The following is a 14137-nucleotide window of genomic DNA, read 5'->3' as shown; positions in this document are numbered from 1 at the left end:
CGATGCGTCCTGATATCAGCCGATATGGGCTTTGTAGGCGGCCTCATCCATGAGGCTGGCGAGCTGGCTATCGTCGGCGAGCTTCATCTTCCACAGCCAGCCGGCGCCGGTCGCGGCGGAATTGACCAGCGATGGGTCGGACGACAGCGTGCCGTTGGACTCGGTGATCTCGCCGTCGACCGGCGCGTAGACGTCCGAGGCCGCCTTGACGGATTCGACCACCACGGCGGTGTCGCCCTTGGCGAGCTTGCGGCCGGCCTCCGGCAGTTCGACGAAGACGAGATCGCCGAGTTGTTCCTGGGCGTAGTCGGTGATGCCGACGGTGGCGATGCCGCCCTCGACGCTCAGCCATTCATGATCTGACGTGAAATAGATCTTTGCCATGGGGTCTATCCTTTGCGGTAGCGATGAGGTGTGAAGGGCAGGGGATTGATATCGATGGGTATTTTCGTGCCGCGCACGTCGGCGAAAAGGCGTGTTCCGGGCTTGGCCAGCGGGGTGGCGACATAACCCATGGCGACCGGATGGCCGGCGGACGGGCCGAAGCCGCCCGAGGTGACATGGCCGGCCGGGTTGCCGTCGGCATCGAAAAGCGCCGCGCCCGCCCGTACCGGCTGGCGGCCCTCGGGTTTCAACCCGACGCGCTTTTGCGCGGGACCCCGCTCCACGACCGTGCGCAAGGCATCGGCGCCGATGAAGGTACCGGAGGCACGGATCTCTTTCGGGATCGCCCACATCAGCGCCGCCGCGGCCGGGTCGGTCTCCGGCGTGATGTCCTGGCCGTGCAGGCAAAGCCCGGCTTCCAGCCGCAGGCTGTCGCGCGCGGCAAGACCGATCCAGAGCACGCGTTCATCTTCCAGCAGCTTGATGACAAGGTCGCGCGCGTCGGCTTCCGGCAGGCCGATCTCGAAACCGTCCTCGCCGGTGTAGCCGGAGCGGCTCATGAACCAGTTTTTTCGCGGTTCGATGCCATGCATGAACAGCAGCGAACCGGTCTCGAGGCCGGCGCGGGAAAGTGCCGCCCAGGCCTCCGGTCCCTGAATGGCGAGGAAGACACGGTCGAGCGGCTCGACCTCGGCGTCGAAATCGGTTGCCAAGGCGCGCAGGTGCTTTTCATCGGCGACAGCATTGCCGGCATTGGCGACCACCATGAAACGCTCTTCGCCGAGCCTGGTGACGATCAGGTCGTCGAGGATGCCGCCGGCCTCGTTGAGGAAGAAGCTCAGCTTGGATTGCGAGATTTCGAGCGCGCCGGCGTCAAGCGGGCAGGCGCGGTTCAACAGCGTCACCGCCTGCGGTCCGCTGACCTCGAACAGCTTCATATGCGAGATGTCGAACAGGCCCACATGTTCGCGGGTGTGCAGATGCTCTTTCATTACGCCGGCCGGATAGGTCAGCGGCATCGACCAGCCGGCAAAGGCGCCGAAGCGCGCACCGGCGGCCGCATGGATGTCTTCGAGGGGAAGGTGTTTGTCGTTGTCGCCCGTCATGTCGTCTCCAGAGTCGCACGCAATCGGCCGCTGATGGCGACCAGTCCGTGCCCCTCTGTCTGAAGCCTGAGAGACTCGCGCAGCCGGAACTCTGTCAGCGGCGCTTACACCTTCGGCGCGGGGGCAAGCCCCGACTTTCCAGAGTGTCTTTCCCGTCCACGGTTCTTTTGCCTGAGAGATTTCGGGCGATTTCCCCTTCGGCGGCAGCTCTCGCTGCTCTCTCCCGCAAACAGGTAGGACTCAAAACCTGAGTCCTCGACGCGCCATCCATAGCCCGTGCGCGACGGCTTGTCACCTGTCAGCGACATCTAAGCGCGTCTCGCACTCTAGATCTTTGTTGATGCATGTCGTTCTCCCAAAACCGCTGCACACTTTTGGGCGACATGCATCGTTCCGACAAGTCTTCGCTAACCACGCCGTTTGCCGGTTTTTCAAGACACGGCTGATATTGTGACGGGGTGTTGCGCCTTGGGGCTGGCGCCGGATGAGACGGGAAGGGCGGAAAATGGGCGAATTGATCATGAGCGCTCCGGTGGCGGGGCTGACGTCGAAGAACCGCATCGCGTCGGAGGATGTCGTGATGCTGCGCCGCGACGTGTTCGCCGACGGTGTGGTAACCCGGGGCGAAGCCGAGGCCTTGTTCGCGCTCGACCAGACGGCGCGGGACAAGTGCGCGGAATGGGCGCCGTTCTTCGTCGAGGCAGTCACCGACTACATCGTTCACCAGGAAAAGCCGGCAGGCTACATTTCACAGGAGAATGCCGACTGGCTGGTCCGCACGATTTCGCGCGACGGCATGGTCGACAGCCGGACCGAGCTGGAATTGCTGGTCCATGTGCTGGAAGAGGCGAAATCCTCGCCGAGCCGGCTTTGCGTCTACGCGCTGGAGCAGGTCGCCCACGCCGTCGTCGACGGCAAGGGCCCGCTGATGCTGGGCGGCGCGCTGGTGCCCGGGCTGATCGCCAAGGCGGAAGTCGAACTGCTGCGCCGTATCCTCCATGCCCATGGCGGCGATGGCAACATCGCCATCACCCGCGCCGAGGCCGAGGTGCTGTTCAGGATCAACGAGCGGACGGCCCAGGCCAACAACGATCCGTCCTGGAGCGACCTGTTCGTCAAGGCGATCGCCAATTTCGTCATGTGCTCGGCCGGCTACGAGGCGCCCACCCGCGAGGTGGCGCTGCGCCACGAAAGCTTCCTCGATCGCGCCGATCCGGAAATCGGCGGTTTCTTCAGCCGCATGGTCTCCGGTGGCCTCGCCGGCATCATCGAGGCCTACCGCTCTCCTGACGACATAGAGACCGAATGGGAGGCGAAGAACAGGGCCGCCGAGGCGCTGGCCCGCCGTGCCGAGACGGTCGATGCCGGCGAAGCCAGATGGCTGGTCGGACATATCGGGGTGAACCGGCCATTGTACGAGAACGAGCGTGCACTGCTGACCTTGATCAAGCATGCCTCGCCGGAAATCCATCCGGCGCTGAAGCCGCTGCTCGACAAGGTTGCCTAAGCCGCGCCGGCCGCCGCTACCGTTTTACAAAGGATGATATTGGAATGGCCTTCGGGCCATCCCGCCAGTTCGGCCATGCGCTCGAAGCCGGCCTTTTCATATAGGCCTGGTGCCTGGAAGTCGTGGCTGGAGACCCAGATCTTCCTGACGCCGCGATCGGCGGCCTCGGCGACAAACGCGTCGAGCAATTGCCTTGCGTAGCCGCGGCCTCGGTGAGCCTCGTCAATCCACATCAATGTAAGCTCGCACGTACCCGCCCAGGAATAGCCGGCGGCCACTCCGATCGCGTGTCCCGCATCATTACGGATGACAAAGGCCAGCTCCCGGTCGTCGTCGCGGTCCGTCATGCGCCGGTTGTCGCGATGGAGACGCTCCTCGAGCGAGCTCAACTCGATGGGCGACAGATCGTGCTCGGCCTCTATGCGGGCGGCCATCAAATCCCGCCATACCAGTCGTAGCCATTGTCTTCCCAATAGCCGCCACGGCCGCCGCCGACATTGGCGAAGCCGTCGACCAGTTCGATCTTGTAGAGATATTTCGGCATCTTGTAGCCGAGCTGGCGCTCGACACGGACGCGCAGCGGCGCGCCATTCTCGACCGGCAGCGGCTTGCCATTCAGGCCATAGGCTAGGATCGTCTGAGGATGGCGGGCATCGATCAGGTCGATCGTGCCGTAATATTTGACGTCGCCCGACAGGCTGCGGTCGATCGTGTCGAGGCAGTGGAACATGACATAGCGCGCTTGCCGCTTGACCATCGCCTGGTCGAGCAGCAGGGACAGCGGCGTGCCCGTCCATTTGGCGATGCAGCTCCAGCCCTCGACGCAGTCATGGCGGGTGATCTGGGTGCGGCTCGGCATGTTCATGAGCTGCTCGCGGGTAAGTGACAGCGGCTTTTCGACGAGGCCTGAAACCTCCAGGCGCCAATCGGCGAAGTTGTTGGCGAGCAGGGCCTTGTATGCGTCGTCGTCCGGCGCGGTGACGCCGTTCGGCCGCATGGGCTGACGGATATCGGCTTCGGTGAATTCCGGCGCCAGCGAATTGCCGCCGCCGAGCAGCCTTTGCGCCCTGTGCGTCAGGCCATTGACGTTTTCGAGGAAACTACGCAGGCCGCTGCCGATGCTGAGCTGGCTGTCGAAGGCGTCGCAACCCGACAGCATGATGCCGGAAGCGCCTAGGCCGGCGGCGGTGAGGAATTTCCGGCGGCTGATCTCAAATTTCGCCATGTCAGGCACTCCTCTCGGATGTGTTGTCGTCATGCGCCGGAGGATCGGTGCGGTACCAGCCGGTGATGATCGAGCGCAGCTCGTTGATCGGGCCGGCGGCGAGGATCATCAGGATGTGAATGACGAAAAAGGCCACCAGCAGAACCATGACGGTGAAATGGATGGTGCGTGCCGTCTGCCTGCCGCCGAGCAACTCATTGAGGAAAGGCAGCACCGAATTCATGCTGGGCGACATGGCCAGCCCGGTGATGATCATCAGCGGCAAGAGCACGAACAGCACGCCGCCATAGGCCATTTTCTGCAAGGTGTTGTATTCGCGAGTGTGGTGGAACTTCAGCCTGGCGTGGTTGGCAATGTCCTGTGGCAAGCGTTTGAGGTCATCCAGGCGCGGCGCCAGATCGCGGCGGATGTGGCCGTTGATCAGGCTTGCGACCAGCCAGACGATCAAGGTCGTCGTCAGGATCCAAGCAAAGAAGAAATGGATGACGCGGGCGGTGCCGAGATCATAGTAGGAAGGGATCGTCGCCCAGGACGGAAATCCGCGCGCTGTCTCGTTACCGGCCGGGCCCGACCAGCCGAGGACGCCTGTGGTGTCGAAGCGGTGGCCGAGGATTTCGGTGTAGCCGCGCGGTCCGGCATTCGTATTCTCGGCGCCGATGGCGAAAACGGTGTTGTCGTAGCCGAAGCCGGATTGCTTGCCGATGTAGAGCTGCGGCCGGGCATTGAAAATCTGCAGGCCGGATAGCAGCATGAAAAACAATGAAATGGCCCAGAGCCAGTGCGTCAGCCGCGTCCATCGCGACTGCCGGTAGATCAATGGTTTCTCTTTTGAAGCGGGGACACCCGGTCCAATTTCGGATTGGCTTCTGGCAACCGATTCCATCTTGTCTCGTCTCCCGGGCCTCGAGGCTTGGCCCACGCGTTCATTGTCCTTCTGATACGTCGCGATCCAAACCGATGTTTCATCCGATCACGGATTTATTACGGACCGCCCAGGCTGACGGCGAGATTGACGGCCGCTGCGACGATGACGGTGTTGAAGAAGAACGACAGGATCGAATGGACAAGCACGACGCAGCGCATATGCGTGGTCGAGATGTTGGTGTCGGCGGTCTGCGCCGTCATGCCAATGACGGTCGAGAAGTAGAGGAAATCCCAGCCCTCGGGCCGTTTGTCGCCAGGGAACAGGAGGCCGCCGATCGGGATTTTCTTCTTGGTGCCGGCGTCGACCGCGTCGCCATCCATCCAGTAGACATGGGCATAGTGGAGCGCCGCCATGGCATGAATGGTGAACCAGCCGAGCGGGATCGACAGCAGCGCAAAGCCGAGTTCGATCGGGTGATCCCCATCTTTCCGATTGATCAGCAGGAACAGGGAGACAAGGGCAACGCCGACGACGACGAGCGTCACCGCGAAGATGACCAGAACCGGCTGATCGGTGGCGCGTGCGTTCTTGCTCAGGTACTTGCCGGTGAATTTCGGCATCTGGCTGACGACAAGGATGACGTAAGCGGCGAAAAATGCGTTGGCGCCGATCGAATAGGCGAGAGGGGCATGCAGCAGCAACGCCATCAGGAGCGCAAACGCCCCGAGACACGCCGATACCGCGAACAGCATATGGCGCTGCATGGGGTTCTTGATCGGGGTTTCGGCGGCCATGGCGGTCTCCACCTGGATGGCGCTTTGTTGCTAGCCCGGTGTGGCGGATTTCAGAGCGCGCCGCAAGATGCGGTCGAGTTCGCCGAGGAACCGGGAGCGATCCTGCGGCGCGAAGCTGGCATTGTAGCCCTTGCTTTCGCCGGTCTCGCGCAGATGCTGCTTGAGATCGCGCATCGCCACCGCCATGCCGATCGTCTCGGGCGTGAAAGGACGTCCGGTCGGCCCCAGCACATGCGCGCCAAGCGCCACGGTGCGGGCGGCAAGCGGAATGTCGGCCGTCACCACGATGTCGTTGGATTTGGCGTTCTCGACGATCCAGTCGTCGGCGGCATCGGCGCTCTTGGAGACGACGACATTGCGGATCATAGGGTCGCGCGAAGGGCGCAGGCCGCCATTGGAAACGTAAGTGACCACGACGCCATGGCGCTCGGCGACCTTCTCGACCTCGGCCTTGACCGGGCAGGCGTCGGCATCGACGTAGATGGCGGGTGCGGGCATTGTTTCTCCAGAACGAGCAGGGGCCGGAAACATATCCGGCCCCTACCAGAACTCTTACAGCTGTCAGGCCGGCAAGGCACCGGACTTCTTGGCTGTCCAGGTGGCGATGTAGTCCATCAGGCCCGGATTGAGGCAGTCGTACGGCTCCAGCCCGATCGATTTCAGTTGGGCGCGAATGCCATCCATGCGCTTGGGGTCGACACCCGATTCGATGATCGACGAGACAAAGGCGGTGAAGCCGGGCGGCGACCAGCCGTCCTCCTCGAAGCGCTCGGGGTGGATGAAGGACAGACCCTTGAACGGATGGTCGCGCTCGACCGGTCCATGCATGTGGACGCCGCAACCGGTGCAGGCATGACGTTGGATCAGTGCGCTGGGATCGACCACCTTCAGCTTGTCGCCGTTCTCGGTGACGGTGACGTCGCCGGTGCCGGCAACCGCCACCACCGAGAACACGGCGCCGTCGGGCTTCCAGCATTTGGTGCAGCCGCAGGCGTGGTTGTGGGCGATCTGGCCCTTGACCTTTACCTTGACCGGCTTGCTGGTGCAGGCGCAAACCAGCGTGCCGCCGGCAAAGCCAGCACTTTCCCTGGGCAGCCCATTGTCGATTTTCGGATGCAGTTTCTCCGCCATTGTTATTTCCTCCCATGTTTTACCACAGGGGTCGCTGGCCGGATGGCCGGCGGCGTGTGGCCGTCTTCAGTAAACCACGACACTCCGGATCGACTTGCCCTCATGCATGAGGTCGAATCCCTTGTTGATGTCTTCCAGCTTCAGCAAGTGCGTGATCATCGGATCGATCTGGATCTTGCCGTCCATGTACCAGTCGACGATCTTCGGCACATCAGTGCGGCCGCGCGCGCCACCGAAGGCGGTGCCCATCCATGTGCGGCCGGTGACCAGTTGGAACGGCCGGGTCGAAATCTCCTGGCCGGCGCCGGCGACGCCGATGACGACGGATTTGCCCCAGCCGCGATGCGAGGCTTCCAGCGCCTGGCGCATCACCTTGGTGTTGCCGGTGCAGTCGAATGTGTAGTCGGCGCCGCCGATCTGGTCGGCGCCGCGCTTGGTCATGTTGACGAGGTGCGGGACGATGTCGCCCTCGATCTCCTTCGGATTGACGAAATGCGTCATGCCGAACCGCTCGCCCCATTCCTTCTTGTCATTGTTCAGATCCACACCGATGATCATGTCGGCGCCGGCAAGCTTCAGGCCCTGGATGACGTTGAGGCCGATACCGCCGAGGCCGAAGACGACAGCGGTGGCCCCTTGCTCGACCTTGGCGGTGTTGATGACCGCACCGATGCCTGTGGTGACCCCGCAGCCGATGTAGCAGATCTTGTCGAAAGGCGCGTCGGGGTTGACCTTGGCGACCGCGATCTCGGGCAGCACGGTGAAGTTGGAGAAGGTCGAACAGCCCATATAGTGAAAGATCTTGTCCTTGCCGATCGAGAAACGCGAGGAGCCGTCCGGCATCAGGCCCTGGCCCTGCGTGGCGCGGATGGCGGTGCACAAATTGGTCTTTCTCGACAGGCAGGACGGGCACTGCCGGCATTCCGGCGTATAGAGCGGGATGACGTGGTCGCCCTTCTTGACCGAGGTGACGCCCTTGCCCACATCGACCACCACGCCGGCGCCTTCATGGCCGAGAATCGCTGGAAACAGGCCTTCGGGATCGGCGCCCGACAGGGTGAACTCGTCGGTGTGGCAGATGCCTGTCGCCTTGATCTCGACCAGCACCTCGCCCTCGCGCGGGCCATCGAGGTCAACCTCCATGATCTCCAACGGCTTTCCGGCGGCGACAGCGACAGCGGCGCGGGTTTTCATCAGGCAATTCCTCCAAAGGCGATTTTTGAGGCCAAGTTTTCAGGTTTTGGGCTGCTCATCAACTCTCAGATGAGACGAAATGTCGGCTTTGTTGACGCAGATAGCACAGCGCTCGACAAGCAGCGACAGGGAGCGCCATGGCGCGGCGGCAGGGGAGACTTTCACGTCGTCCACCGCGGTACTTGAGACATGGCGACATAGTCCATAGAACTGAATCGTCTGCCGGAGGGGAATTCTGCCCGCATGTTCACCAAGATCCTGATCGCCAACCGTGGCGAGATTGCCTGCCGCGTCATCAAGACGGCGCGCAGGATGGGCATCGCCACGGTCGCCGTCTATTCCGATGCCGATCGCGATGCGGTGCATGTCGAGATGGCCGACGAGGCGGTGCATATCGGACTGTCGCCCGCCGCGCAAAGCTATCTCGTGCCGGAAAAGATCATTGCCGCCTGCAAGGAAACGGGCGCGCAGGCCGTGCACCCCGGCTACGGCTTCCTGTCCGAGCGCGCGGCCTTCTGCGAAGCGCTGGAAGCGGAAGGCATCGTTTTCATCGGGCCGAAACCTAAAGCCATCAAGGCGATGGGCGACAAGATCGAATCGAAGAAGTTCGCCAACGCCGCCAAGGTTTCCACCGTGCCCGGCTGGCTGGGCGTCATCGAGGACGCCGACCACGCGGAGAAGATCGCCGGCGAAATCGGCTATCCCGTGATGATCAAGGCCTCCGCCGGTGGCGGCGGCAAGGGCATGCGCATCGCTTGGGATCAGTCGGAGGTGCGCGACGGCTTCGACCGGGCCCGATCGGAGGCAAAAAGCTCGTTTGGCGACGACCGTGTCTTCATCGAAAAATTCGTCGTCGATCCACGCCATATCGAGATTCAGGTGCTGGCCGACGCGCATGGCAATGCGCTGTATCTCGGCGAACGCGAATGCTCGATCCAGCGCCGCAACCAGAAGGTCGCCGAGGAGGCGCCGTCATCGTTTCTCGATGCCAAGACCCGAAAGGCGATGGGCGAACAGTCGGTGGCGCTGGCCAGGGCCGTCGACTACCAGAGCGCCGGCACCGTCGAGTTCATCGTCGACAAGGACAAAAACTTCTATTTCCTTGAAATGAATACGCGATTGCAGGTCGAACATCCGGTGACGGAGCTCGTCACCGGCATCGACCTGGTCGAGCAGATGATCCGCGTCGCGGCCGGCGAAAAGCTTGGCCTGAAGCAGAGCGACATCAAGCTGAACGGCTGGGCGGTGGAAAGCCGACTCTACGCCGAGGACCCCTATCGCAATTTCCTGCCGTCGATCGGCCGGCTGACGCGCTACCGGCCGCCGGAGGAAGGGCAATTCGGCGACATCGTGATCCGCAACGACACCGGCGTCACCGAAGGCTCGGAGATTTCGATGTTCTACGATCCGATGCTCGCCAAGCTGTGCACCTGGGCGCCGACGCGGCTCGAGGCGATAGACGCCATGTCGGAAGCGCTCGACAGCTTTGTCGTCGACGGCATCGAGCACAACATCCCGTTCCTGGCGGCGCTGATGCAGCATCCGCGCTGGCGGGAAGGGGCGATATCGACCGGGTTCATCGCGGAGGAATATCCCGACGGCTTTGCACCGATCGCTCCGAACAGCGAGGAAAAGGCGGTGCTGGCCTCGATCGCGGCCGCGGTGGAGTTGCTGCGCCGCGACCGGCTGGACCGGCTGGGTGGACGGCTGGCGCCGCATTCGGGTGCACTCAAGCGCGACTGGGTGGTCAAGATCGGCGAGGACTATTTGCCGGTTTCGATCCTTGAAGGCATGATTTCCATTCCGATGGAGATCGACCTGTCCCTCGACGGCGGCAAGGCGCTGACCGTTTCGTCAGACTGGCGGCCTGGCGACCTCATCTGGCGGGGTACGGTCGGCAAGCGCAGGGTTGTTGCCCAGATCCGGCCTGTCGCCAACGGCCTGCGCATCGCCTGGAAGGGCATGTCGGTGACCGCGCGCGCCATGCTGCCGCGCACCGCCGAGCTTGAACGGCTGATGCCGGAAAAGGTGGCGCCGGACACCTCGAAGCTGCTGCTTTGCCCGATGCCCGGCCTTGTCGTCTCGATCGCCGTTGTGGAAGGCCAGGAGGTCAAGGCCGGCGAGACCTTGGCCGTGGTCGAGGCGATGAAGATGGAAAACGTGCTGCGCGCCGAGCGCGATCTTGTCGTCTCGAAGCTCAACGCCAAGCCGGGGGACAGCCTGGCGGTCGATGCCGTCATCATGGAATTCGCTTAAGCACGCTGGAAGCCTGTGGCCGGCAGTCGTTTGTGCTGGACTGGTATCGCCCGGTCCCGGACAATACATCTCCATCGACTCAGGTCTTACGGACAGCACGAGAAATCATGGCGGATGACAGACTTCCACGCGACCCCTTGAAGCGCGAAGCCGCGATTGCCGCGGCGCGGCCTGAGATACCAGCGCGGCCGTTCGTCCATCTGCGCGTGCACTCGGCCTATTCGCTGTTGGAAGGTGCGCTTCAGCTTGGCAAGATCGTCGGCCATGCCGCCAAGGACGAAGCGCCGGCCATCGCCGTTACAGACACCAACAATCTGTTCGGCGCGCTGGAGTTCGCGCAGAAGGCGGTGAAGGACGGCATCCAGCCGATCATCGGCTGCCAGATCGCGCTCGCCTTCTCCGGCGAGAACAGCGATGGCCAGCGCGACCGCCGTCGGCAAGGTCCCGACATGCGGCCGGTCGTGCTGATCGCGGCCACCGAAGCTGGCTATTCCAATCTGGTCAGGTTGGTCAGCCGCGTCTATCTCGAGACACCACCCGGTGAAGCGGTGCACCTGACCACCGAAATGATGGACGGCCAATGCGACGGCCTGATTTGCCTCAGCGGCGGTCCGCGCGGACCGATCGGGATTGCCCTGAAGGAAGATCGCCGCGATCTCGCCGAGGCGCGCCTGCTTACGCTCAAGACGATGTTCGGCGACCGGCTCTATGTCGAGCTGGATCGGGTTTCGGGCTATGATCGCATGATCGAGAAATCCTCGATCGATCTTGCCTATTTCCATGAATTGCCGCTTGTCGCCACCAACGAGGCCTTCTTCTCGTCGCGCGACGAGTATGAGGCGCATGACGCGCTGATCGCCATCGCCGAGGGTTCGGTGGTCGCCGTCGATACCCGCCGCCGGCTGTCGCCGGACAATTTCCTGCGCAGCCAGGCCGATATGGCGAAGTTGTTCGCCGATCTGCCGGAAGCCATCGACAACACGGTCGAGATCGCGCTGCGCTGCTCCTATTATCCGAAAACCCGCAGCCCGATCCTGCCGCGTTTCACGGGCGGCGATGCCTCCGACAAGGACGCCGCCGAAAAGGCCGAGGCCGCCGAACTTGCCCGCCAGGCGCGCGAGGGGCTCGATGCCCGGCTTGCGCTGCACGGACCGACACCGGGCTATACGGTCGAGCAATATCGCGAGCGGCTCGAATTCGAGCTCGGCATCATCGAGAAGATGAAATTCCCCGGCTACTTCCTGATCGTGGCCGACTTCATCAAATGGGCGAAGGCGCAAGGCATCCCGGTCGGGCCGGGGCGTGGTTCGGGCGCCGGCTCGCTGGTCGCCTATTCCACCACCATCACCGACATCGATCCGCTGCGCTTCTCGCTGCTGTTCGAGCGCTTCCTCAATCCGGATCGCGTGTCGATGCCCGACTTCGACATCGACTTTTGCCAGGACCGGCGTGAAGAGGTGATCCGCTACGTCCAGCAGAAATACGGCCGCGACCAGGTCGGCCAGATCATCACCTTCGGTACGCTGCAGGCGCGCGCCGTGCTGCGCGACGTCGGCCGTGTGCTGCAGATGCCCTATGGCCAGGTCGACAAGCTGTCGAAGATGGTGCCGCAAAACCCGGCCAATCCGGTCAAGCTCGCCGACGCCATCGCCAACGAGCCGCGCTTTGCCGAAGAGGCGGAGAAGGAGCCGATCGTCCAGACGCTGCTCGACATGGCGCAGAAGCTGGAAGGCCTCTACCGCCATGCCTCGACGCACGCCGCCGGCATCGTCATCGGCGACCGACCATTGTCGGAACTGGTGCCGATGTACCGTGATCCGCGCTCGGACATGCCTGTCACCCAGTTCAACATGAAATATGTCGAGCAGGCCGGGCTGGTGAAGTTCGACTTCCTCGGCCTGAAGACGCTGACCGTGCTGGAAACGGCGGTGAAGCTGATCCGCCGCCGCGGCATCGACATCGATCTCGCGACCATCCCGCTCGACGATCCCGAGACCTACGCGATGCTGTCGCGCGGCGAAGTCGTCGGTGTGTTCCAGGTGGAAAGTGCCGGCATGCGCAAGGCGCTGATCGGCATGCGGCCAGACTGCATCGAGGACATCATCGCGCTGGTCGCTCTCTATCGGCCTGGCCCGATGGAAAACATCCCGACCTACAACGCCAGAAAGCATGGCGAGGAGGAGATGGCCTCGATCCATCCCAAGATCGACCATCTGGTGAAGGAGACGCAAGGCGTCATCGTTTACCAGGAACAGGTGATGCAGATCGCGCAGGAGCTGTCCGGCTATTCGCTCGGCGAAGCCGACCTTCTGCGCCGCGCCATGGGCAAGAAGATCCGCGCCGAGATGGACAAGCAGCGCGAACGTTTTGTCTCCGGTGCGGTCGAGCGCGGCGTCGCCAAGCCGCAAGCCGACTTCATTTTCGACCTGCTGGCCAAGTTCGCCGACTATGGTTTCAACAAGTCGCACGCCGCCGCCTACGCAGTCGTCTCCTACCAGACCGCCTATCTCAAGGCGCACTATCCGGTCGAGTTCCTGGCGGCGTCGATGACGCTCGACATGGGCAACACCGACAAGCTCGCCGACTTCCGCCAGGATGCGCTGCGCCTCGGCATCGAGGTCCTGGCGCCCTCGGTGATGACGAGCTTTCGTGCCTTCGAGGTCGGCGAGAACCGCATCTATTACTCGATGGCTGCGCTCAAGGGTGTCGGCGACGCCGCGGTGGAGCATATCGTCGCCGTTCGCGGCGAAAAGCCGTTCAAGAGCCTGGCCGATTTCTGCGAGAGGGTCGACCCTAAGATCGTCGGCAAGCGTGTGTTCGAGAGCTTGATCATGGCCGGCGCGCTCGACTGCTTCGGCCATGATCGCGCCCAGATGTTGGCTGGCGTCGAACGGATGATGGGGCTGGCTTCGCTCGCCCAGCAGAACGCGGTTTCCGGCCAGGCCGATATTTTCGGCGCCTCGCTGGGCGCCCAATCGCAGGCGCTCAATCTGCCGGCGACCGATCCGTGGCTCGCCGCCGACCGGCTGCACCGCGAATTCCAGGTCGTCGGCTTCTATCTCTCGGCGCATCCGCTCGACGAATACAAGGCGGCGCTGCAGAAGATGCGGGTGCAGAACTGGGCGGAGTTCTCGGCCGCCGTCAAGCGCGGCGCTTCCGCCGGCCGGCTTGCCGGCACCGTGACCAGCAAGCAGGAGCGCAAGACGCGCACCGGCAACAAGATGGGCGTGGTGGCCTTTTCCGACACCTCCGGCCAGTACGAGGCCGTGCTATTTTCGGAAGGATTGGCCCAGTACCGCGACCTCCTGGAAGCCGGCCGCTCGGTTGTCATCACCGTCGCGGCGGAGGACAGGCCCGAGGGTGTCAATCTGCGCATCAACTCCGTGCAGTCGCTGGAAGACGAAGCAAGCCGCATCCAGAAAGCACTGCGCATTTTCGTCAGGAACGATGGCCCTGCGTCGATCATCCAATCCCAGCTTACCCAGCGCGGTGAAAGCCAGGTGAGCATCATCGTGATCAAGGACGAGGCGCAGGGCGAGGTCGAGATTGCCTTGCAAGGCGGCTATCGCGTCTCTCCGCAGATCGCCTCGGCGATGCGCGCCGTGCCGGGCGTGGTCGAAGTGGAACTGGTGTGACCAGCTTGGTTGCCAGTCGGCAATCCGCGCGAAAGCAGTC

General features: G+C 63.1%; 12 protein-coding genes and 1 riboswitch. Of the genes, 3 read left to right on the top strand and 9 right to left on the bottom strand.

The window, feature by feature from the left end; translation table 11 throughout:
- Positions 1-15 precede the first annotated feature (15 nt).
- Both gcvH and gcvT read right to left on the bottom strand, forming a co-directional pair.
- Positions 16-384: a glycine cleavage system protein GcvH gene (gcvH, locus tag LB569_RS08825; RefSeq protein ID WP_224691864.1), complete on the bottom strand. Its 369-nt coding sequence runs from the start codon at positions 382-384 to the stop codon at positions 16-18.
- A gap of 5 nt (positions 385-389) precedes the next feature.
- A complete protein-coding gene (gcvT, locus tag LB569_RS08820) occupies positions 390-1490 on the bottom strand; it encodes a glycine cleavage system aminomethyltransferase GcvT (protein ID WP_224691862.1) in 1101 nt (366 codons plus the stop codon).
- 149 nt (positions 1491-1639) lie between these two features.
- A riboswitch (glycine riboswitch) is annotated at positions 1640-1726 on the bottom strand.
- A 269-nt stretch (positions 1727-1995) separates the two neighbouring features.
- Here gcvT and LB569_RS08815 point away from each other — a divergent pair.
- Positions 1996-2997 carry a hypothetical protein gene (locus tag LB569_RS08815; RefSeq protein ID WP_224691860.1) on the top strand — a complete coding sequence of 334 codons (1002 nt, stop codon included), beginning with the start codon at positions 1996-1998 and terminating at the stop codon, positions 2995-2997.
- Here LB569_RS08815 and LB569_RS08810 read toward each other — a convergent pair.
- The 7 genes from LB569_RS08810 to LB569_RS08780 form a co-directional block, all read right to left on the bottom strand.
- Entirely contained in the window at positions 2994-3431 is a 438-nt protein-coding gene (locus LB569_RS08810; RefSeq protein WP_224691859.1) for a GNAT family N-acetyltransferase, read from the bottom strand. The two genes, LB569_RS08815 and LB569_RS08810, sit on opposite strands and share 4 nt — an antisense overlap.
- Positions 3431-4222, bottom strand: a complete 792-nt coding sequence (locus LB569_RS08805) for a molybdopterin-binding protein (RefSeq protein WP_224691857.1) — start codon at positions 4220-4222, stop codon at positions 3431-3433. The genes LB569_RS08810 and LB569_RS08805 overlap by 1 nt, the downstream gene beginning before the upstream one ends.
- A gap of 1 nt (position 4223) precedes the next feature.
- Positions 4224-5105, bottom strand: coding sequence for a cytochrome b/b6 domain-containing protein (locus LB569_RS08800; RefSeq protein ID WP_224691855.1), 882 nt, complete (start codon positions 5103-5105; stop codon positions 4224-4226).
- A 98-nt stretch (positions 5106-5203) separates the two neighbouring features.
- Positions 5204-5881 (bottom strand): DUF1345 domain-containing protein, encoded by a 678-nt coding sequence (locus LB569_RS08795; protein WP_224691853.1) that lies wholly within the window; start codon positions 5879-5881, stop codon positions 5204-5206.
- Positions 5882-5911: 30 nt separating this feature from the next.
- Positions 5912-6379, bottom strand: a complete 468-nt coding sequence (locus LB569_RS08790; RefSeq protein WP_140701537.1) for a YaiI/YqxD family protein — start codon at positions 6377-6379, stop codon at positions 5912-5914.
- A 63-nt stretch (positions 6380-6442) separates the two neighbouring features.
- Positions 6443-7012 (bottom strand): S-(hydroxymethyl)glutathione synthase, encoded by a 570-nt coding sequence (gfa, locus tag LB569_RS08785; RefSeq protein ID WP_140701536.1) that lies wholly within the window; start codon positions 7010-7012, stop codon positions 6443-6445.
- Positions 7013-7078: 66 nt separating this feature from the next.
- Positions 7079-8206, bottom strand: a complete 1128-nt coding sequence (locus LB569_RS08780) for an S-(hydroxymethyl)glutathione dehydrogenase/class III alcohol dehydrogenase (protein WP_224691851.1) — start codon at positions 8204-8206, stop codon at positions 7079-7081.
- A 243-nt stretch (positions 8207-8449) separates the two neighbouring features.
- On the opposite strand from LB569_RS08780, the gene LB569_RS08775 reads away from it, so the two are divergent.
- Together LB569_RS08775 and dnaE are read left to right on the top strand one after the other, a co-directional pair.
- The gene (locus LB569_RS08775; RefSeq protein WP_224691849.1) at positions 8450-10462 is read left to right on the top strand and encodes an acetyl/propionyl/methylcrotonyl-CoA carboxylase subunit alpha; all 2013 of its coding nucleotides are present in this window, start codon (positions 8450-8452) and stop codon (positions 10460-10462) included.
- A gap of 107 nt (positions 10463-10569) precedes the next feature.
- Positions 10570-14097 (top strand): DNA polymerase III subunit alpha, encoded by a 3528-nt coding sequence (gene dnaE, locus LB569_RS08770; RefSeq protein ID WP_224691848.1) that lies wholly within the window; start codon positions 10570-10572, stop codon positions 14095-14097.
- Positions 14098-14137 lie beyond the last annotated feature (40 nt).

The organism is Mesorhizobium sp. BH1-1-4 (assembly GCF_020165665.1).
In the GTDB taxonomy this organism is placed as follows: domain Bacteria; phylum Pseudomonadota; class Alphaproteobacteria; order Rhizobiales; family Rhizobiaceae; genus Mesorhizobium.
This window is presented reverse-complemented; position numbering and strand designations above follow the sequence as displayed.